At 43.6% G+C, this 24,574-nt stretch carries 26 protein-coding genes and 4 tRNA genes; all 30 read left to right on the forward strand.

Annotation, left to right across the window (positions count from 1 at the left end; genetic code table 11):
- Positions 1-33 precede the first annotated feature (33 nt).
- The 30 genes from IEZ33_RS00935 to rpsQ all read left to right on the forward strand — a co-directional run bounded on the left by IEZ33_RS00935 (position 34) and on the right by rpsQ (position 24,528).
- The gene (locus IEZ33_RS00935) at positions 34-987 is read left to right on the forward strand and encodes a biotin--[acetyl-CoA-carboxylase] ligase (protein ID WP_191601876.1); all 954 of its coding nucleotides are present in this window, start codon (positions 34-36) and stop codon (positions 985-987) included.
- Positions 971-1,717: a type III pantothenate kinase gene (locus tag IEZ33_RS00940; RefSeq protein WP_191601877.1), complete on the forward strand. Its 747-nt coding sequence runs from the start codon at positions 971-973 to the stop codon at positions 1,715-1,717. Before IEZ33_RS00935 ends, IEZ33_RS00940 begins: the two co-directional genes overlap by 17 nt.
- Positions 1,714-2,448 (forward strand): SPOR domain-containing protein, encoded by a 735-nt coding sequence (locus IEZ33_RS00945; RefSeq protein ID WP_191601878.1) that lies wholly within the window; start codon positions 1,714-1,716, stop codon positions 2,446-2,448. The genes IEZ33_RS00940 and IEZ33_RS00945 overlap by 4 nt, the downstream gene beginning before the upstream one ends.
- Positions 2,449-2,523: 75 nt before the next feature.
- Positions 2,524-2,607: transfer RNA gene (locus IEZ33_RS00950), tRNA-Tyr, on the forward strand.
- A gap of 6 nt (positions 2,608-2,613) precedes the next feature.
- Positions 2,614-2,688: transfer RNA gene (locus IEZ33_RS00955), tRNA-Gly, on the forward strand.
- Positions 2,689-2,691: 3 nt separating this feature from the next.
- A tRNA-Thr gene (locus IEZ33_RS00960) sits at positions 2,692-2,767 on the forward strand.
- Between the two features lie 110 nt (positions 2,768-2,877).
- Positions 2,878-2,953: transfer RNA gene (locus IEZ33_RS00965), tRNA-Trp, on the forward strand.
- Positions 2,954-2,991: 38 nt separating this feature from the next.
- Complete coding sequence (secE, locus tag IEZ33_RS00970) at positions 2,992-3,360, forward strand: preprotein translocase subunit SecE (protein WP_191601879.1); 369 nt, start codon at positions 2,992-2,994, stop codon at positions 3,358-3,360.
- Between the two features lie 9 nt (positions 3,361-3,369).
- On the forward strand, positions 3,370-3,903 hold the full coding sequence (gene nusG / locus IEZ33_RS00975; protein ID WP_191601880.1) for a transcription termination/antitermination protein NusG: 534 nt from the start codon (positions 3,370-3,372) through the stop codon (positions 3,901-3,903).
- Positions 3,904-3,951: 48 nt separating this feature from the next.
- Positions 3,952-4,386, forward strand: coding sequence for a 50S ribosomal protein L11 (rplK, locus tag IEZ33_RS00980; RefSeq protein WP_191601881.1), 435 nt, complete (start codon positions 3,952-3,954; stop codon positions 4,384-4,386).
- Positions 4,386-5,081: a 50S ribosomal protein L1 gene (rplA, locus tag IEZ33_RS00985; RefSeq protein ID WP_191601882.1), complete on the forward strand. Its 696-nt coding sequence runs from the start codon at positions 4,386-4,388 to the stop codon at positions 5,079-5,081. The genes rplK and rplA overlap by 1 nt, the downstream gene beginning before the upstream one ends.
- 223 nt (positions 5,082-5,304) lie before the next feature.
- Positions 5,305-5,805 (forward strand): 50S ribosomal protein L10, encoded by a 501-nt coding sequence (gene rplJ, locus IEZ33_RS00990; RefSeq protein WP_191601883.1) that lies wholly within the window; start codon positions 5,305-5,307, stop codon positions 5,803-5,805.
- 77 nt (positions 5,806-5,882) lie between these two features.
- The gene (gene rplL, locus IEZ33_RS00995) at positions 5,883-6,254 is read left to right on the forward strand and encodes a 50S ribosomal protein L7/L12 (protein ID WP_191601884.1); all 372 of its coding nucleotides are present in this window, start codon (positions 5,883-5,885) and stop codon (positions 6,252-6,254) included.
- A gap of 188 nt (positions 6,255-6,442) precedes the next feature.
- Complete coding sequence (rpoB, locus tag IEZ33_RS01000; RefSeq protein WP_191601885.1) at positions 6,443-10,546, forward strand: DNA-directed RNA polymerase subunit beta; 4,104 nt, start codon at positions 6,443-6,445, stop codon at positions 10,544-10,546.
- Positions 10,547-10,611: 65 nt separating this feature from the next.
- Positions 10,612-14,817: a DNA-directed RNA polymerase subunit beta' gene (gene rpoC, locus IEZ33_RS01005; RefSeq protein ID WP_191601886.1), complete on the forward strand. Its 4,206-nt coding sequence runs from the start codon at positions 10,612-10,614 to the stop codon at positions 14,815-14,817.
- Positions 14,818-14,955: 138 nt separating this feature from the next.
- The gene (rpsL, locus tag IEZ33_RS01010) at positions 14,956-15,330 is read left to right on the forward strand and encodes a 30S ribosomal protein S12 (protein WP_191601887.1); all 375 of its coding nucleotides are present in this window, start codon (positions 14,956-14,958) and stop codon (positions 15,328-15,330) included.
- Positions 15,331-15,430: 100 nt separating this feature from the next.
- Entirely contained in the window at positions 15,431-15,904 is a 474-nt protein-coding gene (rpsG, locus tag IEZ33_RS01015; protein ID WP_191601888.1) for a 30S ribosomal protein S7, read from the forward strand.
- 18 nt (positions 15,905-15,922) lie between these two features.
- A complete protein-coding gene (gene fusA / locus IEZ33_RS01020) occupies positions 15,923-18,016 on the forward strand; it encodes an elongation factor G (RefSeq protein ID WP_191601889.1) in 2,094 nt (697 codons plus the stop codon).
- Positions 18,017-18,052: 36 nt separating this feature from the next.
- On the forward strand, positions 18,053-19,276 hold the full coding sequence (gene tuf, locus IEZ33_RS01025) for an elongation factor Tu (RefSeq protein ID WP_191601890.1): 1,224 nt from the start codon (positions 18,053-18,055) through the stop codon (positions 19,274-19,276).
- 208 nt (positions 19,277-19,484) lie between these two features.
- On the forward strand, positions 19,485-19,796 hold the full coding sequence (rpsJ, locus tag IEZ33_RS01030) for a 30S ribosomal protein S10 (protein WP_067207662.1): 312 nt from the start codon (positions 19,485-19,487) through the stop codon (positions 19,794-19,796).
- Positions 19,797-19,922: 126 nt separating this feature from the next.
- A complete protein-coding gene (gene rplC / locus IEZ33_RS01035; protein WP_191601891.1) occupies positions 19,923-20,561 on the forward strand; it encodes a 50S ribosomal protein L3 in 639 nt (212 codons plus the stop codon).
- A 14-nt stretch (positions 20,562-20,575) separates the two neighbouring features.
- Entirely contained in the window at positions 20,576-21,181 is a 606-nt protein-coding gene (gene rplD, locus IEZ33_RS01040; RefSeq protein WP_191601892.1) for a 50S ribosomal protein L4, read from the forward strand.
- Entirely contained in the window at positions 21,178-21,474 is a 297-nt protein-coding gene (gene rplW, locus IEZ33_RS01045) for a 50S ribosomal protein L23 (protein ID WP_191601893.1), read from the forward strand. The genes rplD and rplW overlap by 4 nt, the downstream gene beginning before the upstream one ends.
- Positions 21,475-21,488: 14 nt before the next feature.
- A complete protein-coding gene (gene rplB, locus IEZ33_RS01050; protein WP_191601894.1) occupies positions 21,489-22,313 on the forward strand; it encodes a 50S ribosomal protein L2 in 825 nt (274 codons plus the stop codon).
- A 15-nt stretch (positions 22,314-22,328) separates the two neighbouring features.
- A complete protein-coding gene (rpsS, locus tag IEZ33_RS01055) occupies positions 22,329-22,604 on the forward strand; it encodes a 30S ribosomal protein S19 (RefSeq protein WP_191601895.1) in 276 nt (91 codons plus the stop codon).
- Positions 22,605-22,616: 12 nt separating this feature from the next.
- On the forward strand, positions 22,617-22,949 hold the full coding sequence (rplV, locus tag IEZ33_RS01060; RefSeq protein WP_191601896.1) for a 50S ribosomal protein L22: 333 nt from the start codon (positions 22,617-22,619) through the stop codon (positions 22,947-22,949).
- Between the two features lie 14 nt (positions 22,950-22,963).
- Positions 22,964-23,644: a 30S ribosomal protein S3 gene (gene rpsC / locus IEZ33_RS01065; protein WP_191601897.1), complete on the forward strand. Its 681-nt coding sequence runs from the start codon at positions 22,964-22,966 to the stop codon at positions 23,642-23,644.
- A gap of 10 nt (positions 23,645-23,654) precedes the next feature.
- A complete protein-coding gene (gene rplP / locus IEZ33_RS01070) occupies positions 23,655-24,068 on the forward strand; it encodes a 50S ribosomal protein L16 (protein ID WP_191601898.1) in 414 nt (137 codons plus the stop codon).
- Positions 24,069-24,260 (forward strand): 50S ribosomal protein L29, encoded by a 192-nt coding sequence (gene rpmC / locus IEZ33_RS01075; RefSeq protein ID WP_191601899.1) that lies wholly within the window; start codon positions 24,069-24,071, stop codon positions 24,258-24,260. It begins immediately after the preceding gene.
- A gap of 1 nt (position 24,261) precedes the next feature.
- Complete coding sequence (gene rpsQ, locus IEZ33_RS01080; RefSeq protein ID WP_191601900.1) at positions 24,262-24,528, forward strand: 30S ribosomal protein S17; 267 nt, start codon at positions 24,262-24,264, stop codon at positions 24,526-24,528.
- Positions 24,529-24,574 lie beyond the last annotated feature (46 nt).

Consider the following 24,574-nt stretch of genomic DNA (forward strand, 5'->3'; position numbering starts at 1 on the left):
TGTTAAGACAATTATGTATAGCAGGAGTTGGTTGTGCGAGACTTATTGTTGTTATTAAGTGATAGCCAGTTTCATTCTGGAGAAGAGCTGGGCCAATCGCTTGGTGTGACGAGAGCGGCTGTTTGGAAAAAGCTTAAAAAATTGCAGTCATTTGGCGTTGTTGTTCATTCAGTTAAAGGGAAGGGGTATCGTCTTCCTTTTCCTCTTGAATTGCTGAACGGGGAAGAGATTCGTAAAAAAATACTGGCATCTAATGTCTCTGTGAAAGTGTGTTTTGAAACAAATTCGACTAACACTGAGTTAAAAAAGCAGATAGAGCAAGGTTGTCATCTGCCCATGTTGGTTGTGACAGAAAAACAAAATCAAGGTAAGGGTCGAAGAGGTCGTCAATGGGAAGGAGGCGTCGCACAAAACATTATGTTGTCATTTGGGTGGTGTTTTGAATCTGGTACGGGCGCAATTGAAGGGTTAAGTCTTGCTGTGGGGGTGGCTGTAGCAAGGGTGCTAGATCGCTTAGGAGTGGCTAATATTGGATTGAAATGGCCCAATGATATACATATTAGCGGACAAAAAATTTGTGGGATTTTGTTGGAAATGGTGACAGACAGTGATGTCTGTAAGGTGATTATTGGTATTGGCCTGAATGTGAAAATGGCGTCTCAAGAAATGTCTAGTGTGACTCAACCTTGGACTGATTTGTTCTCTCAACTAAATATAATCCCTAGCAGAAATGACGTGATTGGTATGCTGTCAAATGAGCTTGCCGCGATTTGTCGATCTTTCGATCAAGGGAATGGTCTGTCTGATGTAATGGATGAATGGCTTAAGTATGACATTTTAATCGGCTCAGAAGTGATGCTTCAATCGGTAGCAAAACAAGAGATTGGAGTGGTTAAGGGGATTACAGAAACAGGTGCTCTTATTTTTGATGATGGACAGTCTGTTCGCCATGTTTATGGGGGCGAAGTCAGTGTTCGTAAGCAGTAAAAACCCAATAGATCGATATGTCTTGGTGGTAGATGCAGGCAATACGGTCATAAAATGGGTGGTTTTTTGTAAGGAAAGTATTGTATGGAGAGGTTGTGACAATGATATTGAAGGTCAGCCTTTCGATATTGATTGCATTTATTTTGCCAGCGTAAGGGATGATGTTTCCAATACTGAGTTGTTAAATACTATAAACAAAAAATACCCCAACGTTGTCTGTGTGACTCTTGATGTCCAAAAAAGAGAATGCAATGTAGAAAATGCTTATGATGAACCTTATCGCTTAGGAATTGATCGTTGGTTGGGGGTGCTGAGTGTATACCATCAGTTTAACTCGGCCGTGGTCATTGTGGATGCAGGAACCGCTATTAAAATTGATGTTGTTAACGGTGAGGGTAAGCACTTGGGAGGATATATTACTCCTAGTAGCAAAATGATGGAGGCGTCTTTGGTGGAAAATACTGGGCGCATTCGCTTTTCAGAAAAAGACATGGATGATGTGACTGGGTTGCCAAAAAATACGGGGCAAGCGGTTAGGATGGGGTGCAATGAAATGATATTAGGTTTCATAGAGCGTGTTCTAAAGCGCTATTCAGAGTCTAAGTATGTATTTACTGGTGGAAATGGTGAGTACTTAATGAACCAGCTAATGATTGATGGCTTGTTTGATTCTGATCTTGTTGTTAAAGGGGCAAAACTTCTCGGTGATGCGAGGGTGATAATACGATGAAATGGCTTTTCTTTTTATTAATATTTGGGAATATGGGTTTTTTTGCTTGGCATCAATTAGAGGCTGGCCAATCGAGTGTTGTTGTAAAGTCTGTGTATGCGCCGCCAGTTAGTCAAAAAATTGTGACATTAGAAGAAACGGACCCGACTTTAGAAGGAATTAACGAAAGCGAGACTAAAGACGTTGTTGGTACTGAAGTTAAAGACGATTTAGAGCGCAAACTAGAGGCTATTGTAGAGAATGCGGTCTTGGCAAGAGGGCAAGAGGGGGCTTTGGCTTATTGCCCAATTATCGAGGTTGAGAAAGATCAAGATAGGGTAAAACTGATTGCTAAATTGGGGCAGTTTGGTTGGCGTTATCGTGATGATGAATACAAAAGCAACAGTCTTAAATATTGGCTCTACATAAATGCGCCCAATACACGCTCTGAAGCCGCTGATATTATGTCTGAATTAAAGCAAAAAGGAATCGACAGTTTTAGAATTACACGAGGAGAGATGAAAAATCGCATTTCTCTAGGCCTGTATTCAATTGAAAAAGCCGCACAAGAAGAAGAGAGGCGAATTGAGTCTTTGGTGGATTATTCTGTTGAAACATTTGAGCACAATCGTGTTGTTAGTATATTAAAAATACAAATTGTTGATAAAATAACCAGGGTTCAGTTGAGTGAGCTTGAGAATTGGATGAAATTAAGCAAGATGATGATAAATTTAGAAAAAAACCCTTGTTAGCTATTGCATTTGATTTTTCTCCTCCTATAATGGCATCCACCTTTTGGGGTGCTGCAAAAAAAGTTGTGCAGTAGTGGAGGGGTTCCCGAGTGGCCAAAGGGAGCAGACTGTAAATCTGCCACGAAAGTTTCGGTGGTTCGAATCCACCTCCCTCCACCAATTAATGCGGGTATGGTATAGTGGCTATTACCTCAGCCTTCCAAGCTGAAGAGGCGGGTTCGATTCCCGCTACCCGCTCCAATTGCTCATGTAGCTCAGTTGGTAGAGCACACCCTTGGTAAGGGTGAGGTCGGCAGTTCAAATCTGCTCATGAGCTCCATGCTCTTATTTTGCAAAACGCAGTATTTATCAAATATTTGTTGTCTTTCTGGGTAGTTAATCTTGATTTACGTTAAGTAAGCGAGTATTATCCTTCGCCCATACGAATGTAGGCCAGTAGTTCAGCTGGTAGAGCGTCGGTCTCCAAAACCGAATGTCGGGGGTTCGAATCCCTCCTGGCCTGCCAATTTCGTACCTGTATATTTAGCTAGGAATATCTTAAGTATGAGTTCAAATGCTGAAGCTCCAGAATCTCGTGGAGATGTATTTAAGTGGTTTTTTGTACTGCTATTGGTAATGGTAGGTGTTGTTGGTAATAACTACTTTTCTGAAGAATCTTTGCTTTACAGGTTAATTGCTATATTGGCGTTAGCGGGTGTGGCTGGTTTTGTTGCGCTGAGCACGGTTAAAGGTAAGGCGTTTTCTGTAATGGTCCGTGAGGCTAAAACAGAAATTCGTCGTGTTGTTTGGCCAACACGCCAAGAAACAATTCAAACGACTTTGATTGTTCTGGCCGTTGTTATTTTTATGTCACTTGTGCTGTGGGGTATCGATTCCTTTTTGGGATGGGTTGTTTCTACAGTAATAGGTTAGGAGTTGCCCGTGGCGAAGCGTTGGTATGTTGTGCATGCTTACTCAGGTTATGAAAAGCACGTAATGCGTTCTTTAGCTGAGCGTGTAGAAATAATGGGTATGCAAGAGCATTTTGGTGACATCTTGGTTCCAACCGAAGAAGTGGTTGAAATGCGAGATGGTAAAAAGCGTAAAAGTGAACGTAAATTCTATCCTGGCTATGTGTTGGTGCAGATGGATATGAATGACGACTCTTGGCATTTGGTGAAAGGTACCGGACGTGTTCTTGGTTTTATTGGTGGTACCGCTGATAAGCCTTCTCCTATTACGGAGAGAGAAGCTGATGCTATATTGCAAAGAGTAAGTGATCGAGTTGATAATCCTCGTCCTAAGACTCTGTTTGAAGTGGGTGAGGTTGTTCGTGTTAACGAAGGGCCATTTGCTGACTTTAACGGTGTTGTTGAGGAAGTGGATTACGATAAAAGCCGAATCAAAGTGGCTGTGCTTATTTTTGGGCGCTCTACGCCAGTTGATTTGGAATTTAGTCAGGTTGAAAAGGCCTGATTGTATTAACGGGTAGCCGTAAGGCAGAGACCCAATTGGAGTTAGAAAATGGCTAAGAAAGTCCAAGCTTATATCAAGCTACAAGTTAAAGCGGGTCAAGCGAACCCAAGTCCACCAGTTGGTCCAGCATTGGGTCAGCATGGTGTTAATATTATGGAATTTTGTAAAGCTTTTAACGCGAAAACTCAAGGCGTTGAAGCGGGTCTTCCGACTCCTGTAATTATTACAGTATACAGTGACCGTAGTTTTACGTTTGAAACTAAGTCTACTCCAGCGGCTGTTTTGCTTAAGAAAGCGGCAGGCCTTAAGAGTGGTTCACCACGTCCTAATACTCAAAAAGTGGGTACAGTCACTCGAGCTCAGCTTGAAGAAATTGCTACTGCTAAAGCGGCTGATTTGACGGCTTCTGATATGGATGCTGCTGTTCGTACTATTGCTGGTAGTGCGCGCGCTATGGGTCTTGATGTTGAGGGTGTGAACTAATGGCTAAGTTAACTAAACGCGCTCGTTTGATCGCAGAAAAAGTAGAGTCTACTAAGCAGTATTCAATGGAAGATGCGGTTGCGCTTCTAGCTGAACTTTCTACTGTTAAGTTTAAAGAATCAATCGATGTATCTGTGAACTTGGGTGTTGATCCTCGTAAATCTGATCAGGTTGTTCGTGGTTCTACTGTTTTGCCAAATGGTACTGGTAAAGATGTTCGTGTTGCTGTGTTTGCACAAGGTGCTAATGCTGAAGCGGCTACGGCGGCTGGTGCGGATGTTGTTGGTTTTGATGATTTAGCGGAACAAGTTAAAGCAGGCAATTTGGATTTTGATGTGGTTATCGCCTCTCCAGATGCTATGCGTATTGTTGGTCAGTTAGGTCAAATTTTAGGCCCTCGTGGTCTTATGCCTAACCCAAAAGTTGGTACTGTAACACCTGATGTGGCTACAGCAGTTAAAAATGCTAAAGCAGGTCAAGCTCGTTACCGTACTGATAAAAATGGTATCATTCATGCTGGGGTTGGTTCTATTGACTTCACTGCTGATGCCGTTAAGGGTAACGTTGAGGCGTTATTAGCTGACTTGCGTCGTGCTAAACCTGCTTCATCTAAAGGTGTTTATATGAAAAAAGTAACCTTGTCCTCAACAATGGGTCCAGGTATACAAATTGATTTAGGAACGTTAACTTTCTAAATCAAACTTTGGGGGCTGAGTTATTCTTTTAAGAGAGTAATTCAGGTCGTCAAAGACCGTAGGAACTTTCGAGTTTAATAAGGCATTGTTAAATGCTTATCCTGCGCAGATGGTGTGGCCCGATTCAGATTAACTGGATCCAACTCACCAGTGAGTACTTCGAATTTTTTTCGGAGGGTTGGTAAATTAGGGGAGAAATCCCTGTTAATCCAGGAGAAAACCAGTGGCATTAGGTCTAGAAGACAAAAAAGCCATTGTCGCCGAAGTTAGCGAAGCTGCTAAAGTTGCGTTGTCTGCTGTTGTTGCTGATTCCCGCGGTGTTACCGTTGGAAACATGACAGCTCTACGCAAAGAAGCACGTGAAGCTGGTGTTTATGTACGTGTAGTACGTAATACATTGGCTCGCCGCGCGGTTGACGGTACTGATTTCGAATGTTTAAAAGACAGTTTTGTTGGTCCTACTCTTATTGCTTTCTCAAATGAACACCCAGGTGCGGCGGCTCGTTTGTTAAAGAAATTTGCGAAAGACAATGAAGCGTTTGAAGTTAAAGCATTAGCCTTCAACGGTGAGTTGATGGCTGCTGGCGACATTGATCGTTTGGCTACTCTGCCTACGTACGACGAAGCTATTTCACGCTTGATGAGTGTTATTCAAGGTGCAACTAGTAAGTTTGTCCGTACTCTTGCAGCAGTTCGCGATCTAAAAGAGCAAGAAGCAGCGTAAATTTAAACGCTTCTATCTTGAATTTATTTGTTACATTGCCCAAGGGCAATATTGTTAAAATGCTAGGAATCTGAGTCATGGCTCTATCTAAAGAAGATATCATCAATGCAGTAGCAGAAATGTCTGTAATGGATGTTGTTGAATTAATTTCAGCAATGGAAGAAAAATTTGGCGTATCTGCAGCGGCTGCTGTAGCGGCAGGCCCTGCAGCTGATGCTGGCGCTGCTGCTGAAGAACAGACTGAATTTGACGTTATTCTTACTGCTGCTGGCGATAAGAAAGTAAACGTAATTAAAGCTGTTCGTGCTGCTACAGGCTTAGGTCTGAAAGAAGCGAAAGGTTTGGTTGATAGCGCTCCAGGTGCTATTAAAGAAGGCGTTTCTAAAGAAGATGCTGACGCACTTAAAGCTGCTCTTGAAGAAGCTGGTGCATCTGTCGAAATCAAGTAATGATACTTGTATTTCCAGATTTCGACCAATAGTCGAAATGGCTGGTGACATATTGTCACCGGCCTTTTTGGGTTTCTAAAGCCTAAATAAACATACAAAAGAATTTACAAATGGAAGATTATGCTTCCATATTTGGTAAGGCCTGATTTGGGCCTTTTGCGTCAATGTGCACAATCTGGGGAATGCTGATGGCTTACTCATACACTGAGAGAAAACGTATCCGTAAGGATTTCGGTAAACTGCCGCCCGTTTTGGATGTGCCATACTTGCTGGCAATTCAGCTTGAATCCTATCGTAATTTTTTGCAAGAAGGTAAAGATCTTGCAGAAAGAGGGGAATTAGGTCTGCATGGGGCCTTTAAATCTGTCTTTCCAATGGTTAGTTTTTCCGGTAATGCGGCTCTTGAATATGTCGATTATCGTTTAGGCAAACCAGTATTTGATGTTAAAGAGTGTCAATTGCGTGGTGTTACTTACGCAGCACCTTTACGTGTCCGTGTTCGACTTATTATTTATGATAAAGAGTCGTCAAATAAGGCAATCAAAGACATTCGCGAGCAAGAAGTCTACATGGGTGAAATACCACTCATGACAGAAAATGGTACCTTTGTAATTAACGGCACTGAACGTGTAATCGTATCTCAATTACACCGCTCACCAGGTGTTTTCTTCGACCATGACCGTGGCAAGACTCACTCATCTGGTAAATTGCTACATTCTGCTCGCGTTATTCCTTATCGTGGTTCTTGGTTGGACTTCGAGTTTGACCCGAAAGATTGTGTTTTTGTTCGTATTGACCGTCGACGTAAGCTTCCGGTAACGATCTTACTGCGAGCATTAGGGTTCAGTACTGAGCAAATACTAGAGCAATTTTTTGAAACAACTTCATTCTATGTTAGCCGTGATGGTTTTGAAATGGAGTTGGTCGCAAGCCGTTTACGCGGTGAAACAGCCTTATTTAATATTGCTGATGCGAATGGTGAATTAATTGTAGAGGAAGGGCGTCGCATTACGGCTAAGCATATCCGTTTAGTTCAGAAAGCGGGTCTTGAGCGCTTAACGGTACCTCTAGAATATTTACTTGGAAAAGTTACTGCGAAAAACTTAGTTCATCCTGCAACGGGTGAATTAATTGCAGAAGCAAATACTGAATTATCAGTAGAATTGTTGGAAGTATTGGTTTCTGCGGGTATTACAGAAATTGCGACGTTATTTACCAATGATTTGGATAACGGCCCCTTTATTTCTGACACGTTGCGAATTGACCCTACTAATAATCAGCTAGAGGCATTGGTTGAAATATACCGAATGATGCGTCCAGGTGAGCCGCCAACTAAAGAGTCGGCTGAGAGCTTGTTCCAAGGGTTATTCTTCACTGAAGATCGTTATGATCTTTCTGGTGTTGGTCGTATGAAGTTTAATCGCCGTCTAGGGCGTGATGAAGATACTGGTTTGGGTATCTTGGACAATGACGACATCATCGCAGTGTTAAAAACCTTGTTAGACATTCGTAATGGCAATGGCATGGTCGATGATATCGATCATCTGGGTAACCGTCGCGTACGTTCTGTTGGTGAAATGGCTGAAAACCAATTCCGCGTTGGTTTAGTTCGTGTTGAAAGAGCGGTAAAAGAGCGTCTTTCAATGGCAGAAGCGGATGGTTTAATGCCACAGGATTTGCTAAATGCGAAACCTGTTGCGGCCGCAATTAAAGAATTTTTCGGTTCTAGTCAATTGTCACAGTTCATGGACCAGAATAATCCATTGTCTGAAATTACGCACAAGCGTCGTGTTTCAGCGTTGGGACCTGGTGGTTTGACTCGTGAACGAGCTGGCTTTGAGGTTCGAGATGTGCATGCGACTCACTACGGTCGTGTTTGTCCAATCGAAACACCTGAAGGACCAAATATCGGTTTGATTAACTCTTTGTCGACTTATGCTCGTACAAACAGTTATGGTTTCTTAGAAACGCCATACCGTAAAATTGTTGATGGCAAGATGACAGATGATACTGTTTACGTTTCGGCTATCGATGAAGCAAAATATGTAATTGCCCAAGCATCTGCAAATGTGGATAGTGAAGGGCGTTTGGTTGATGAGTTGGTTCAGGTGCGTCACATGCATGAAACCACTTTGCTACCAAAAGAGAAAGTAAACTTGATGGACGTATCTCCACGACAAGTTGTTTCTGTTGCGGCATCGTTAATTCCGTTCCTAGAGCATGATGATGCAAACAGGGCCTTGATGGGGTCAAACATGCAGCGTCAGGCGGTTCCAACGTTGAAGGCAGATAAGCCTGTAGTTGGTACTGGTATGGAGCGTAACGTAGCCAAAGACTCTGGTGTTTGTATCGTTGCCCGTCGTGGTGGTGTGATTGAGTCTGTAGACGCTAGTCGTATTGTTGTGCGTGTAAATACCGAAGAAACAGTTGCTGGTGAAGCGGGTGTTGATATTTACAATCTGACAAAATACGTTCGTTCTAACCAAAATACCTGTATTAACCAGCGTACTTTGGTTATGAAAGGTGAGTCTGTTGCTTCTGGCGATATTATGGCAGACGGGCCTTCTGTTGATATGGGTGAGTTGGCGTTAGGTCAAAACATGCGTATCGCATTTATGCCTTGGAATGGGTTTAACTTCGAAGACTCGATTCTTGTATCAGAACGAGTAGTGGAAGAAGATCGTTTTACATCGATTCATATCCAAGAGCTTACTTGTGTGGCTCGTGATACTAAACTTGGGCCTGAAGAAATAACGGCTGATATTCCTAATGTTGGAGAAGGTGCGCTTTCTAAGCTTGATCAATCTGGTATTGTTTATATTGGTGCGGAAGTTGAGCCTGGCGATATCTTAGTCGGTAAGGTAACGCCTAAGGGTGAAACTCAGTTAACACCTGAAGAGAAGCTTTTGCGAGCTATTTTTGGTGAAAAGGCCTCTGATGTAAAAGATACTTCTCAACGAGTTAAGACAGGTACTCGCGGTACCGTTATTGATGTTCAGGTGTTTACGCGCGATGGCATCGACAAAGATGAGCGAGCTAAGGCTATTGAGAAGTCTCAATTAGATCAGGTTCGTAAAGACTTGAATGAAGAGTTCAGAATTGTAGAGCAAGCGACGTTTGAGCGTTTAGCTGAAGCGCTAATTGGTCAGGTTGCTGATGGTGGCCCTGCTCTGGCGAAAAATGCAATTATCAGTCAAGACTATCTTGAAACGCTTGATCATCCGGATTGGTTTAAAATTCGTGTGGTTGATGAGAGTGCAAGTGAGCAGCTTGAAAAAGCACAAGCGGCACTGGTTGAGCGCCGTAAAGAATTGGACGCTAAGTTTGAAGATAAAAAGCGTAAGCTTCAGTCTGGTGATGATTTAGCTCCAGGTGTTCTTAAGATTGTTAAGGTTTATGTTGCTATTAAGCGTCGTATCCAGCCGGGTGATAAAATGGCCGGTCGTCATGGTAACAAGGGTGTAATATCAAAAATTATGCCTGTTGAAGATATGCCATACGATGAGAACGGTGATCCAGTTGATATCGTACTTAACCCACTTGGTGTACCGTCCCGAATGAACGTTGGTCAAGTCTTGGAAATTCACTTAGGTGCAGCATCCAAAGGCTTGGGTCGTAAGATAAACGAAATGCTAGCTATAGAGCGTGAAACAGCAGAAAAAGTGGCTGAAGTTCGTGCTTTCCTTGATGAAGTTTATAATGGCCATGAAGGAGATGTACCTCGTTGCGCTCGTTCAGAAGAATTGGATACTTTCTCTGATGAAGAGATTCTCCATCTTGCTGATAATTTAAAAGGCGGCGTTCCGATGGCTTCTGGTGCGTTTGATGGCGCCAAAGAAATCGAGATTAAGCGTATGCTACGTCTTGCGGGGATCAACGAAAGTGGTCAAATCACTTTGTTTAACGGACGTACTGGCGAAGCATTCCAGCGACCTGTATCAGTGGGTTATATGTATATTCTGAAGTTGAACCACTTGGTTGACGACAAAATGCATGCTCGTTCAACAGGTTCCTACAGTCTTGTTACGCAGCAGCCATTGGGCGGTAAAGCTCAGTTTGGTGGTCAGCGTTTCGGTGAGATGGAGGTATGGGCGCTTGAGGCATACGGAGCGGCTTATACATTGCAAGAAATGCTTACAGTTAAGTCTGATGACGTTAATGGTCGTACTAAGATGTATAAAAACATCGTTGATGGCGATCATAGAATGGAGCCAGGCATGCCAGAATCCTTCAACGTATTAGTGAAGGAGATTCGTTCTTTGGGTATCGATATCGAGCTTGAAAACGAATAAGAGCAATCACATTTGACCTGCTGGGGAAGTGATCCTTCCTCAGCATTACGACGGGGCGAATATCCATGAAAGACTTATTAGGTCTTCTAAAGTCACAGGGGCACTCAGACGAGTTCGAAGCGATTCGCATTGGTTTGGCGTCTCCAGACATGATACGTTCATGGTCTTTTGGCGAAGTTAAAAAGCCAGAGACTATCAACTATCGTACTTTCAAGCCAGAGCGTGATGGTTTGTTCTGTGCAAAAATCTTTGGTCCTATTAAGGATTACGAGTGCTTGTGCGGTAAATATAAACGCTTAAAACACCGTGGTGTTATTTGTGAAAAATGTGGTGTAGAGGTGGCTCTGTCCAAAGTACGTCGTGAACGTATGGGACATATTGAGCTTGCTTCACCAGTTGCTCACATTTGGTTTTTGAAATCGTTGCCATCTCGTATTGGTCTTATTTTAGATATGACCTTACGTGACATTGAACGAGTTTTGTATTTCGAATCTTTTATTGTTATTGATCCTGGTATGACAACGCTTGAAAAAGGGCAGTTGTTGAATGATGAGCAATATTTTGAAGCGCTAGAAGAGTTTGGTGATGAGTTTGATGCTCGTATGGGTGCTGAAGCAATTCAGATGCTATTACGAGACCTTGATATGGGTGAAGAAATTACGCAAATGCGTGAAGAGCTAAACTCAACTAATTCAGAAACTCGCATCAAAAAGCTTTCTAAGCGTCTGAAGTTAATAGAGGCCTTTAATGCGTCTGGTAACAATCCTGAATGGATGGTTCTAGAAGTGTTGCCTGTGTTACCACCAGACCTACGTCCATTGGTTCCTCTTGAAGGTGGTCGATTTGCAACGTCGGATCTAAATGATTTATATCGTCGTGTAATCAACCGTAATAACCGTTTGAAACGTCTTCTTGAGCTATCAGCTCCAGATATCATCGTACGTAATGAAAAACGTATGTTGCAAGAGTCAGTTGATGCCTTACTTGATAATGGTCGTCGCGGTCGTGCAATTACTGGTTCGAACAAGCGTCCTTTAAAATCACTTGCCGATATGATTAAAGGTAAGCAAGGTCGTTTCCGTCAGAACTTATTGGGTAAACGTGTAGATTATTCTGGTCGATCTGTAATTACAGTGGGTCCTTCTCTACGTTTGCATCAATGTGGTTTGCCTAAAAAAATGGCTCTAGAGCTATTTAAGCCATTTATTTTCTCTAAGTTAGAGCTTCGTGGAATGGCGACAACCATTAAAGCGGCGAAGAAAATGGTTGAGCGTGAAACGCCTGAAGTTTGGGATATTCTAGATGAAGTGATTCGTGAGCATCCGGTTATGTTAAACCGTGCACCAACGCTTCACCGTCTTGGTATTCAAGCATTCGAGCCAATGCTGATTGAAGGTAAAGCAATTCAATTACATCCATTGGTTTGTGCGGCCTATAACGCCGACTTCGATGGTGACCAAATGGCCGTACACGTACCGTTAACAATTGAAGCTCAATTGGAAGCGCGTGCGTTGATGATGTCAACAAACAACATTTTATCACCAGCTAATGGTGAGCCTATCATCGTTCCGTCTCAGGACGTTGTATTAGGTTTATATTACATGACTCGTGAGCGCATTAATGCGCGCGGCGAAGGCATGATGTTCTCTGACATTAAAGAAGTCCATCGTGCATATGGAGCCGGTCAGGTCGAGCTTCATGCGATTTGTAAAGTGCGTATCAGTCAAGTTGATACAACACTAGAGGGTGAGAAAATTCCATCTACTTTTGTTGCTGATACCACGGTTGGTCGTGCTCTATTGTTTGACATTGTTCCTGATGGCTTACCCTTCTCTGTTGTAAACCAAACGATGAAGAAAAAGGCAATTTCTAACTTAATTAACGAATGTTATCGTAAAGTTGGTTTGAAAGAGTCTTGCGTATTTGCTGATCAGTTGATGTATACCGGTTTTCAGTATGCGACAGAATCGGGCTCTTCAGTTGGTGTGGATGATTTTGTTATTCCACCAGAAAAGGCAGGTATTATCGATCAAGCGGAAGCTGAAGTTAAAGAAATTGAATATCAGTACGCAGATGGTTTGGTAACTCAGGGTGAAAAATACAATAAAGTAATCGACTTGTGGTCGCGTACCAATGAGAAAGTTACTGAAGCCATGATGAAAAACTTGGCGAAAGAGTATGTTGTAAACAAAGCGGGGGAGACGGTTGAACAGCAATCATTTAATTCTGTTTATATGATGGCTGACTCCGGTGCCCGTGGTAGTGTTGCTCAGATGCGTCAGTTGGGCGGTATGCGTGGTTTGATGGCAAAACCCGATGGTTCCATTATCGAAACGCCAATTACGGCTAACTTCCGTGAGGGTCTGTCAGTACTTCAGTATTTCACATCTACTCACGGTGCTCGTAAAGGTTTGGCGGATACGGCATTGAAAACGGCTAACTCAGGTTATCTGACTCGCCGATTGGTTGATGTTGCGCAAGATCTGGTCGTTACACAGGTTGATTGCGGTTCTCAGAATGGTTTGACTGTAAGTGCAATGATTGAAGGTGGTGACGTAGTTGTGCCTCTTGGTCAACGAGTGCTTGGTCGTACAACCTCTTTAGACGTGCTTGATTCTAAGGGTAACCTCGTATTGCCTGCTGGTACATTAATTGATGAGCATAATGTTCGTACAATTGAAGCAGCAGGTGTTGATGAAATGTTGGTTCGCTCTGTTATTACCTGTGATACTAAGCACGGTGTGTGTGCTAAATGTTACGGTCGTGATTTGGCTCGTGGACATTTGGTCAACATTGGTGAAGCTATTGGTGTTGTTGCGGCTCAGTCGATTGGTGAGCCTGGAACGCAGCTGACGATGCGTACTTTCCATATCGGTGGTGCGGCTTCTCGAGCTTCTGCGGTAGACAGTGTGCAAGTGAAGAGTGGCGGTACAGTTCGTTTCCATAAGATGAAAATCATTCCTCGTGGAGAGAGTCAATTGGTAGTCGCTTCACGTTCTTCTGAATTGGCCGTTGCCGATGATGCGGGTCGTGAGAAAGAGCGTTACAAGTTACCATACGGTGCTGTATTGAACGTTAAAGAAGGTGATGAGGTTGTTGCTGGTCAAGTAATTGCTAACTGGGACCCTCATACACACCCAATCGTTTCTGAGATGGAGGGTCGCTTAGAGTTTAGCGGCATGCAAGAGGGCGTTACAATACGTCGTCAATCAGATGAAATGACGGGTTTGACAACGATTGAAGTATTGGAGCTAAAAGATCGACCTGCTGCAGGTAAAGATTTGCGCCCAATGATTGCTGTTGTTGATTCTCAGGGAAATCCTGTTCTTATTCCTGGAACAGAGTCCCCTGTGCAATACTTGCTACCAGAGAAAGCGCTATTGAGCCTTGATCATGGTGCAACAATTCAGTCCGGTGAAGTACTTGCACGTATTCCACAAGAATCGATTGGTAACAAAGACATTACCGGTGGTTTGCCACGTGTGGCCGATTTATTTGAGGCTCGTCGCCCGAAAGACCCTGCAATCATGGCAGAGGCATCTGGTGTTGTGAGTTTTGGTAAAGAGACTAAAGGTAAGATTCGTTTGGTCATTATCCCACAAGATGGGTCTGATCCAATCGAGACATTAATCCCTAAGTGGCGTCAAATCAACATCTTTGATGGTGAAGAAGTGTCACGTGGTGAGATTATTGCCGATGGTCCGCTAAATCCTCATGATATTTTGCGTTTGCAAGGTGTTGAGGCGTTATCGGATTATATCGCTCTTGAAATTCAAGAAGTCTACCGTTTACAGGGTGTTGTAATTAACGATAAGCACATTGAGGTTATTGTTAATCAGATGCTGCGTAAAGTAGATATTGTTGAACCTGGTGATACAACGTTGATTCAGGGAGACCAAGTGGAGCTAACTCAAGTGCTTGAAGCAAATGAGGCGGCTGAAGCAGAAGGTAAATTCCCAGCTAAATGTGAACGTGTGTTACTTGGTATAACGAAAGCCTCTTTGGCAACTGAGTCATTTATTTCGGCCGCTTCTTTCCAAGAAACTACCCGAGTTCTGACGGAAGGTGCGGTAACGGGTAAGAAAGATTACCTAAGAGGTTTGAAAGAAAACGTTGTGGTTGGTCGACTTATTCCAGCAGGAACAGGTTTGGCTTATCACAGTGAGCGTAAGCGTAAAAAAGAGCTTGCGGCAGCAGCGAAAGAAGGTGGTAGTGCAACAGTAAGTGCTTCAGATGTTGAAGAAGCACTAAGTGCGGCACTAAAAGACTAACTTTTCGCTCTTTATTGGTCAAGGAGGCGATTTTTTAGTCGCCTCCCTATTGACTGTTTTATAGGCGCAAATTAAACTTGCGCCTCCTTAATGTTGGCGATTTCCGCCAAGTGTATTGGATTCAGTGGAGCTTGTTTAATGGCAACCATTAACCAGTTGGTTCGTAAACCACGTAAACGTAAAGTGGCAAAGAGTGACGTACCTGCGTTACAGGCTTGTCCGCAACGCCGCGGTGTCTGCACACGCGTATATACTACTACACCTAAAAAGCCTAACTCGGCTTTGCGTAAAGTATGTCGTGTTCGTTTGACTAACGGCTTTGAAGTAACATCATACATCGGTGGTGAAGGTCACAACCTACAGGAACACAGCGTAGTGCTGATTCGTGGTGGTCGTGTAAAAGATTTACCGGGTGTTCGTTATCACACAGTTCGTGGTAGCTTAGATACTTCAGGCGTACAAAATCGTAAGCAAGGTCGTTCTAAATACGGTACTAAACGTCCTAAGAAATAAGCATTATGCGCTTTCTTAAATAGACAGTTTAGAAAAAAATTAATCGAGTAAGGCCAAGCCAGAGATTCATGTCTTGGACTAACCTGAAGAGGATATAGATATGCCTAGAAGACGCGTCGTCGCTAAGCGTGAGATACTTCCAGATCCTAAGCACGGAAGTCAAGTTCTTGCGAAATTCATTAACCATGTAATGGTTAGTGGCAAGAAATCAGTCGCTGAAACAATTGTATACACAGCTTTAGAAAAAGTTTCTGAGCGCGCTAAAACAGAAGAGCCTATGGCTATTTTTGAGAAGGCCCTAGAAGCAATCCAGCCTATGGTCGAGGTTAAATCTCGCCGTGTAGGTGGGGCAACATACCAAGTTCCTGTTGAAGTACGCCCAGCGCGTCGTTCAGCATTGGCTATGCGTTGGTTGGTTGATGCATCACGTAAACGTGGTGAAAAGTCAATGGCTTTGCGTTTGGCAGGCGAAATTGTAGATGCTGCTGAAAATAAAGGCTCTGCGGTTAAGAAACGTGAAGACGTTCATCGCATGGCTGAAGCAAACAAAGCATTCTCGCACTACCGTTTCTAAGAGATCGGAGAGTATATCGTGGCACGCAAAACACCTATCAATCTATATCGTAATATTGGTATTTGTGCTCACGTGGATGCTGGTAAAACAACTACTACTGAGCGGGTTCTGTTCTATACTGGTCTATCCCATAAAATTGGTGAAGTGCACGATGGTGCAGCAACAATGGATTGGATGGAGCAAGAGCAAGAGCGCGGAATTACCATAACTTCGGCAGCCACTACGTGCTTCTGGAGCGGTATGAGTAAGCAGTTTGAGCAACACCGAATTAATATTATAGATACTCCTGGGCATGTTGACTTCACGATTGAGGTTGAGCGCTCTCTGAGGGTTCTTGATGGTGCGGTTGTTGTTTTGTGTGGGTCTTCAGGTGTTCAGCCGCAAACTGAAACTGTTTGGCGTCAAGCCAATAAATATGAAGTTCCACGCATGGTTTTTGTCAATAAAATGGACCGGACTGGTGCTGACTTTTTTATGGTTGTAGAACAGCTTGAAAGTCGTCTTGGCGCTAATCCGGTACCAATTCAAATCAATATCGGCGCTGAAGAAAACTTTCAAGGCGTAATTGATTTGGTGTTGATGAAGGCAATTAAATGGAATGAACAAGATCAAGGTATGACCTTTGTCTATGAAGACATTCCATCTGATTTGCTTGGTGAAGCAGTTGAATGGCACGAGAAAATGGTTGAGGCAGCTGCTGAGGCCAATGATGAACTGATGGATAAATACTTAGAAGAAGGTGATTTGTCTGTTGAGGAAATTAAGGCTGGGCTTCGAGCTCGTACTCTTGCAAATGAGATAGTCTTAGTTTCATGTGGTTCAGCATTTAAGAATAAAGGTGTTCAAGCAGTATTGGATGCGGTTGTAGAGTATATGCCTTCGCCTTTAGAGGTGAAGCCTATCGACGGTTTGTTGGAAGATGGTGAGACGCCAGTGCATCGTGAAGCCGATGATGACGCGCCATTTTCAGCCTTAGCATTTAAAATTGCAACTGACCCATTTGTTGGGACGTTAACTTTTATTCGTGTCTATTCGGGTGTTTTGTCGTCTGGTGACGCAGTGTATAACTCAATTAAGTCAAAGCGTGAGCGTGTAGGCCGTATGGTTCAGATGCATGCAAATGATCGTGAAGAAATTAAAGAGGTGCGCGCTGGTGATATCGCGGCTGTAATTGGTATGAGAGATGTGACTACGGGTGATACCTTGTGTCATCCAAGTCATGTCGTGGTTTTGGAGCGTATGGAGTTTCCAGAGCCAGTTATATCTGTTGCCGTTGAACCTCGATCTCAAGCGGATCAAGATAAGATGGCTGTTGCCTTGGGTAAATTGGCCCAGGAAGACCCATCTTTTCGGGTGGAAACACACGTAGAAACAGGTCAAACTATTATCTCTGGAATGGGTGAGCTGCATTTAGATATTCTTGTAGAGCGAATGAAGCGCGAATTTAAAGTTGAGGCTAACATTGGTAATCCTCAGGTTTCTTATCGTGAAAAAATTCGTAAAGAAGTTGAAGTAAATCATAAGTTTGTTCGTCAATCCGGTGGTAAAGGTCAATACGGTCACGTTATGATGAAGCTTATCCCGACTGATGGTGAGGGGTTGGAGTTTATTAACGAGATTGTAGGTGGTGCTATTCCGAAGGAGTACATCCCCGCAGTACAAAAAGGCGTTGAAGAGCAAATGAAGAATGGTGTTGTTGGAGGTTTTCCTTTATTGGGGCTGAAGGTAGTGCTGTTTGATGGATCATTCCATGATGTTGACTCTAGTGAGATGGCCTTTAAAATAGCAGCTTCTCAGGGTTTGAAAAAAGGTGCGGCTGAAGCTGATGCCTGTCTTTTGGAGCCCGTTATGAAAGTGGAAGTTGTTACTCCTGAGGAGTACATGGGTGATGTGATGGGAGACTTGAATCGTCGCCGCGGTATTGTTCAGGGAATGGAAGATTCCCCATCAGGGAAAATAATCCGAGCTGAGGTGCCTCTAGGCGAAATGTTCGGCTATGCAACTGATGTGCGTAGCTTGTCGCAAGGGCGTGCAAGTTATGCAATGGAATTTGAAAAATACGCTGAAGCACCGGCTAGTGTGGCAGATGCGATTATCAAATATGAATATTAATCATCATACTTACTAATTCATTAAGGTGTATGTATCATGGCAAAGGCTAAATTCGAACGTAATAAACCACACGTTAACGTTGGTACTATCGGTCACGTCGACCACGGTAAAACTACTCTAACTGCTGCACTTACTCGTGTATGTGCAGAAGTATTTGGTGGCACGGCTGTTGCATTTGATGGTATCGATAACGCTCCAGAAGAGCGTGAGCGTGGTATCACAATTTCTACGTCTCACGTAGAGTATGATTCTACAGATCGTCACTATGCACACGTAGACTGTCCAGGACACGCCGATTATGTTAAAAACATGATCACTGGTGCGGCTCAAATGGACGGCGCTATCCTTGTATGTGGCGCGACAGATGGTCCTATGCCACAAACTCGTGAGCACATCCTGTTGTCTCGTCAAGTAGGTGTTCCATACATCGTAGTTTTCTTGAACAAAGCTGATTTGTTGGCAGAAGACTGTGGTGGTGCGGATTCTGAAGAATACGCTGAAATGTTAGAATTGGTAGAGATGGAATTGCGTGACTTGTTGTCTGAATATGACTTCCCAGGTGACGACACTCCAATCATTGCTGGTTCTGCTTTGATGGCGTTGAACGGTGAAGATGATAACGAAATGGGTACAACTGCAGTTAAAACTCTAGTTGAAACATTGGATTCTTACATTCCTGAGCCAGAGCGTGCTATCGATGGTGCATTCATTATGCCTATTGAAGATGTGTTCTCTATCCAAGGTCGTGGTACGGTTGTAACGGGTCGTGTTGAGCGCGGTATCATCAAAGTTGGTGAAGAAGTTGAGATCGTTGGTATCGTTGATACAACTAAAACAACTTGTACTGGTGTTGAAATGTTCCGTAAGCTTCTTGACGAAGGTCGTGCTGGCGAAAACTGTGGTGTACTTCTTCGTGGTACTAAGCGTGATGACGTTCAGCGTGGTCAAGTTTTGGCTAAGCCTGGTTCAATCACACCTCACACTACTTTTGAAGCAGAAGTGTATGTGTTGGGTAAAGATGAAGGTGGTCGTCATACGCCTTTCTTTAAAGGTTACCGTCCACAGTTCTACTTCCGTACAACAGATGTGACTGGTGCTTGCTCATTGCCTGAAGGTGTTGAAATGGTTATGCCTGGTGATAACATTCAGATGACTGTAGAATTGATTCACCCAATCGCAATGGACGATGGTCTACGTTTTGCGATCCGTGAAGGTGGTCGTACAGTAGGTGCTGGTGTTGTTGCTAAAGTTATCAGCTAATAAGAAATTTTCTTATTACTGAGTTACTTTTAAAAAAGCCGCTTGAATAACAAGCGGCTTTTTTTGTCGCCACAAAAAATGTATTGGTTTTTGATTGGTTACTTGACAACCAGTTTCAGGCTCGCTATTATTCGCCGTCCTTAAAAAAAGGATGGTGCCTTAATTAAATTATGATTAAGTCATCAAAACACTGTATTTGGAGTTGGAAATGCAAAGCCAAAAAATCCGTATTCGTCTGAAAGCATTCGATCACCGTCTGATTGATGCTTCGACACAAGAGATTGTGGACACAGCGAAGCGTACTGGTGCGCAAGTGCGTGGTCCTATTCCGCTTCCTACTCGCAAAGAGCGTTATACAGTACTAGTTTCTCCACACGTAAACAAAGATGCGCGTGATCAATATGAAATTCGTACACACAAACGTGTTCTAGATATTGTTGAGCCAACTGAAAAAACAGTTGATGCTTTGATGAAGCTAGATCTTGCGGCAGGCGTGGAAGTTCAAATTTCTTTAGGTTAATTTCTAAAGATTGGGGTGCGAGAACCGGCTGGTTATCAGTCGGCTTATGCACAATAGTGGAATGATCTGGAATGATCAGCCGTAGCGGGTGATAGCCCCATACACAACTGGCAAATGAGGTATAAAATGGCTATTCAATTAGTCGGACGTAAAGCCGGTATGACAAGAGTCTTCACTGAAGATGGTCAATCCGTGCCAGTAACCGTCATCGAGGTAGAACCGAATCGCGTTACGCAAGTGAAAACTGCAGAAGTTGATGGCTACAAAGCTATTCAGGTTACTGTTGGTTCTCGTCGTGCGAGCCGTGTAAACAAAGCAGCAGCAGGTCATTTTGCTAAAGCTAATGTTGAAGCTGGTCGTGGTTTGTGGGAGTTCCGCCTGGCAGGTGATGAAAAAGAAATCAACGTTGGTGATGAGCTAACAGTTGCTGATTTCGAAACCGTATCTATGGTTGATGTAACTGGTCAATCAAAAGGTAAAGGTTTTCAAGGTGCCATTAAACGTCACAACTTTTCAATGCAAGATGCGACGCATGGTAACTCATTGTCTCACCGTGCTCCTGGTTCTATTGGCCAATGTCAAACACCTGGTCGTGTTTGGAAAGGCAAAAAGATGGCAGGTCACATGGGCGCTGAACAAGTAACTACACAATCTCTAGAAGTTGTTCGCGTGGATTCAGAACGCAACTTAATTCTAGTTAAAGGTGCGGTTCCTGGCGCTGTAGATGGTGACGTCATTCTTCAAACAGCAGTTAAATCTCGCTAAGAGAGGGGTAGACAATGAACTTGAATCTTACAGGCTCTGAAGGAACGATCGACGTTTCTGAAAGTACCTTTGCACGTGAGTATAACGAAGCGTTAGTACACCAAGTTGTTACAGCTTACTTGGCTGGTGCTCGTCAAGGTACACGTGCTCAAAAAACTCGCTCAGAAGTGGCAGGTGGCGGACGCAAACCTTGGAAACAAAAAGGTTCTGGTCGTGCTCGTGCAGGTACTATTCGTAGTCCTATCTGGCGTTCAGGTGGCGTAACATTCGCTGCTAAACCGCAGGATCACTCACATAAAGTGAACAAGAAGATGTATCGTGCAGCAATGCGCACCATCTGGTCTGAACTTGTACGTCAAGACCGTCTTGTTGTAGTAGAAGAATTGGCTTTGGAAGCTCCAAAAACAAAACTCTTCAAAGCAAAAATGGCAGAATTGAATATTGAGAATGCATTAGTTGTTACACAAGATTTTGTGGATAATGTTTTCTTGGCAGCTCGCAATATTCCTAACGTAGATGTACGCGATGCGGCGTCTATTGACCCTGTTAGCTTGATTGCTTACGACAAAGTGTTGGTGACAGTTGGTGCTCTTAAGCAAATTGAGGAGTCACTAGCATGATCGGCGAACGCATTTATAAAGTTTTGTTGGGACCACACATTTCTGAGAAAGCAACAATTGTTGCTGAAGGTAATGGTCAATACGTTTTTCGTGTTGTAAGTGATGCAACGAAACCTGAAATTAAACAGGCAATCGAAGCACTATTTGAAGTTAAAGTTGAAGATGTACGCACCTTGAATCAAAAAGGTAAAACTAAGCGTACAGCTCGTGGCCTAGGTAAGCGTAGCGACGTTAAAAAAGCGTACGTTCGTTTAGCTGAAGGTCAAGAAATTGATTTCATAGACGCTGAATAAGGGGAGATAGGTCAATGGCTGTTGTAAAATGTAAGCCAACGTCTGCAGGCCGTCGTCACGTTGTTAAAGTTGTAAACGATGAGTTGCACAAAGGCGCACCTTATGCACCTCTTCTTGATAAGAAGAGTAAGTCTGGTGGTCGTAACAACAACGGGCGCATCACTACGCGTCACGTAGGTGGTGGTCATAAGCAGCATTATCGTATGGTTGATTTCCGTCGTAACAAAGATGGGATACCTGCGGTAGTTGAGCGTTTGGAATATGATCCAAACCGTTCTGCAAACATCGCATTAGTTTTATATGCTGATGGCGAACGTCGCTACATTATTGCCTCTAAAGGCATGGTAGCTGGTACTGTAGTTTTTAATGGTGCAGATTCACCTATCAAACCAGGTAATAGTTTGCCTTTGCAAAATATCCCTGTGGGTAGTCTTGTACACTGTGTAGAGTTGAAGCCAGGCAAAGGTGCGCAAGTCGCTCGTTCTGCTGGTGCATCAGCTCAGCTTGTTGCTCGTGAAGGTCGTTACGTTACTCTTCGCCTACGTTCAGGTGAAATGCGTAAAGTTTTGACTGAATGTCGCGCAACGTTAGGTGAAGTATCTAATTCTGAGCATAGCTTACGCGTGCTTGGTAAAGCAGGTGCTAACCGCTGGCGCGGTATCCGTCCTACTGTACGTGGTGCGGCTATGAACCCAGTTGATCACCCGCATGGTGGTGGTGAAGGTCGTAGTAAAGGTGGTCGTCACCCTGTTACACCTTGGGGTGTGCCTACTAAAGGCTACAAAACACGCAGTAATAAGCGTACTGACAAACTTATTGTACGTCGTCGTACTAAGTAACAAGAGGAAACGACTGTGCCACGTTCACTAAAAAAAGGTCCTTTCATCGACCTTCATTTGTTGAAAAAGGTAGAGGCTGCGGTAGAGAAAAACGATCGTCGACCAATAAAGACTTGGTCTCGCCGTTCTACTGTCTTCCCTGAATTTGTAGGGTTGACTATCGCTGTCCATAATGGTCGCCAGCATGTACCAGTTATTGTAACTGAAGACATGGTCGGTCATAAATTGGGTGAGTTCGCTCCAACCCGCACGTATCGCGGCCATGCTGCGGATAAGAAAGCCAAACGCTAAAAGGGGATTATTATGAGTGAAGTAAGCGCTTCATTAAAAGGTGCTCGCCTCTCAGCACAGAAAGCCCGTTTGGTTGCTGATCAAATCCGTGGTAAGTCTGTGAGCGAAGCACTGAACATCTTGGCGTTCAGTCCTAAAAAGGCGGCAGCTATTGTCAAAAAAGTACTAGAGTCTGCTGTTGCAAATGCTGAGCATAACGATGGTGCTGATATAGATGACTTGCGTGTTTCTACGATCTTCGTTGATGAGGCTATGACTCTAAAACGTATTAAGCCACGTGCGAAAGGACGTGCAGATCGTGTATTCAAACGCAGTTGCCATATTACAGTCAAAGTCGCTGACTAATTAGGAGAAACCCAATGGGTCAGAAGGTTCATCCAACTGGAATACGCTTAGGAATAGTTAAAGATCATACTTCAACTTGGTATGCTAACAACCAAAACTACTCCAAGCTGCTATTAAACGATCTTCAAGTACGTAAGTTCTTGGAGAAAAAATTAGTGCAGGCATCTGTATCTCGTATTGAGATTCAGCGCCCTGCTCAAACAGCTCGTATTACTATTCACACTGCTCGTCCGGGTATTGTAATTGGTAAGAAAGGCGAAGATGTAGAGAAATTGCGTAATGCCATTTCTACAATGATGGGCGTACCTGTCCACATTAACATCGAAGAAATTCGTAAGCCTGAACTAGATGCTAAATTGGTTGCGCAAAATATTGCGGGTCAATTAGAGCGTCGTGTAATGTTCCGTCGTGCTATGAAGCGTGCTGTACAAAATGCAATGCGTGGTGGCGCGAAAGGTATTAAGGTTCAGGTTAGTGGTCGTTTAGGCGGAGCAGAAATTGCCCGTGCTGAATGGTACCGCGAAGGCCGTGTGCCGCTACACACTCTGCGTGCTGACATTGACTACGCTACTTATGAAGCAAACACAACTTACGGCATTATTGGCGTAAAAACGTGGATCTTCAAAGGCGAAATCTTGGGCGGTATTGAACAAGTGCGAGCTACTAAAGGCGCACAAAAGAAGAAGTCTAAGTAGGGGGTGAGTCATGTTACAACCGAAACGTACTAAGTTCCGTAAGATGATGAAAGGCCGTAATCGCGGTCTTGCAATTCGCGGATCTCAAGTTAGCTTTGGTGAATACGGATTAAAGTCGACTCAACGTGGTCGAATTACTGCTCGTCAAATTGAGGCGGCGCGTCGTGCAATGACTCGTCACATCAAACGTGGTGGTAAAATCTGGATTCGTGTATTCCCTGATAAGCCGATTACCCAAAAACCTTTAGAGGTTCGTCAGGGTAAAGGTAAGGGTAACGTAGAATATTGGGTTGCACAAATTCAACCTGGTAAGATGCTTTATGAGGTTGAGGGCGTTTCTGAGCAACTAGCACGCGAAGCTTTCGCGCTAGCAGCTGCTAAGCTTCCTTTGTCCACAACTTTCGTAACGCGTACGGTGATGTAGATGAAAGCAAAAGAACTACAAACAAAGACTGTGACTGAGTTGCAGCAAACTTTGATTGAATTGCTTAAAGAGCAGTTCACTCTGCGTATGCAGAAGGCAACTGGCCAGCTAACGCAAACTCATTTGCTTCCTCAAGTTCGCCGCAATATCGCACGAGTTAAAACCGTGCTTAATGATAAGGCAGGTAACTAAGATGGCAAGTGCAGAAACAAAACCTCGTATTGCTACTGGTAAAGTAGTAAGCGACAAGATGGATAAAACCATTACAGTACTAGTTGAACATACAGAGAAGCATGCCCTTTATGGTAAGTTTATCCGTCGTTCTACTAAATTACACGCTCACGATGAAAACAACGAATGCCAAATTGGCGACACTGTGAAGGTCGTGGAAGTGCGTCCTTATTCCAAGTCTAAAACTTGGAAACTAGTGCAAGTTGTTAACAAGGCGGCAGCTGTATAAGCTGCTCCTTCGTGAGACTTGTTATCTAATTTGATTGGAGAGCAGT

The sequence above is a fragment of the Marinomonas algicola genome, from assembly GCF_014805825.1.
Taxonomy (GTDB): Bacteria; Pseudomonadota; Gammaproteobacteria; order Pseudomonadales; family Marinomonadaceae; genus Marinomonas; species Marinomonas algicola.

What these genes read in the sequence shown, in the direction of transcription:
- secE (WP_191601879.1), top strand. Translation starts at nt 2,992, where the DNA reads ATGAGTTCAAATGCTGAAGCTCCAGAATCTCGTGGAGATGTATTTAAG.
- rplB (WP_191601894.1), top strand. Translation starts at nt 21,489, where the DNA reads ATGGCTGTTGTAAAATGTAAGCCAACGTCTGCAGGCCGTCGTCACGTT.
- rpmC (WP_191601899.1), top strand. Translation starts at nt 24,069, where the DNA reads ATGAAAGCAAAAGAACTACAAACAAAGACTGTGACTGAGTTGCAGCAA.
- rpsQ (WP_191601900.1), top strand. Translation starts at nt 24,262, where the DNA reads ATGGCAAGTGCAGAAACAAAACCTCGTATTGCTACTGGTAAAGTAGTA.
- rpsL (WP_191601887.1), top strand. Translation starts at nt 14,956, where the DNA reads ATGGCAACCATTAACCAGTTGGTTCGTAAACCACGTAAACGTAAAGTG.
- rplA (WP_191601882.1), top strand. Translation starts at nt 4,386, where the DNA reads ATGGCTAAGTTAACTAAACGCGCTCGTTTGATCGCAGAAAAAGTAGAG.
- tuf (WP_191601890.1), top strand. Translation starts at nt 18,053, where the DNA reads ATGGCAAAGGCTAAATTCGAACGTAATAAACCACACGTTAACGTTGGT.
- rpsJ (WP_067207662.1), top strand. Translation starts at nt 19,485, where the DNA reads ATGCAAAGCCAAAAAATCCGTATTCGTCTGAAAGCATTCGATCACCGT.
- rpoB (WP_191601885.1), top strand. Translation starts at nt 6,443, where the DNA reads ATGGCTTACTCATACACTGAGAGAAAACGTATCCGTAAGGATTTCGGT.
- rplC (WP_191601891.1), top strand. Translation starts at nt 19,923, where the DNA reads ATGGCTATTCAATTAGTCGGACGTAAAGCCGGTATGACAAGAGTCTTC.
- rplK (WP_191601881.1), top strand. Translation starts at nt 3,952, where the DNA reads ATGGCTAAGAAAGTCCAAGCTTATATCAAGCTACAAGTTAAAGCGGGT.
- rpsC (WP_191601897.1), top strand. Translation starts at nt 22,964, where the DNA reads ATGGGTCAGAAGGTTCATCCAACTGGAATACGCTTAGGAATAGTTAAA.
- rplV (WP_191601896.1), top strand. Translation starts at nt 22,617, where the DNA reads ATGAGTGAAGTAAGCGCTTCATTAAAAGGTGCTCGCCTCTCAGCACAG.
- rplL (WP_191601884.1), top strand. Translation starts at nt 5,883, where the DNA reads ATGGCTCTATCTAAAGAAGATATCATCAATGCAGTAGCAGAAATGTCT.
- IEZ33_RS00945 (WP_191601878.1), top strand. Translation starts at nt 1,714, where the DNA reads ATGAAATGGCTTTTCTTTTTATTAATATTTGGGAATATGGGTTTTTTT.
- rpoC (WP_191601886.1), top strand. Translation starts at nt 10,612, where the DNA reads ATGAAAGACTTATTAGGTCTTCTAAAGTCACAGGGGCACTCAGACGAG.
- rplW (WP_191601893.1), top strand. Translation starts at nt 21,178, where the DNA reads ATGATCGGCGAACGCATTTATAAAGTTTTGTTGGGACCACACATTTCT.
- rplD (WP_191601892.1), top strand. Translation starts at nt 20,576, where the DNA reads ATGAACTTGAATCTTACAGGCTCTGAAGGAACGATCGACGTTTCTGAA.
- rplP (WP_191601898.1), top strand. Translation starts at nt 23,655, where the DNA reads ATGTTACAACCGAAACGTACTAAGTTCCGTAAGATGATGAAAGGCCGT.
- rpsG (WP_191601888.1), top strand. Translation starts at nt 15,431, where the DNA reads ATGCCTAGAAGACGCGTCGTCGCTAAGCGTGAGATACTTCCAGATCCT.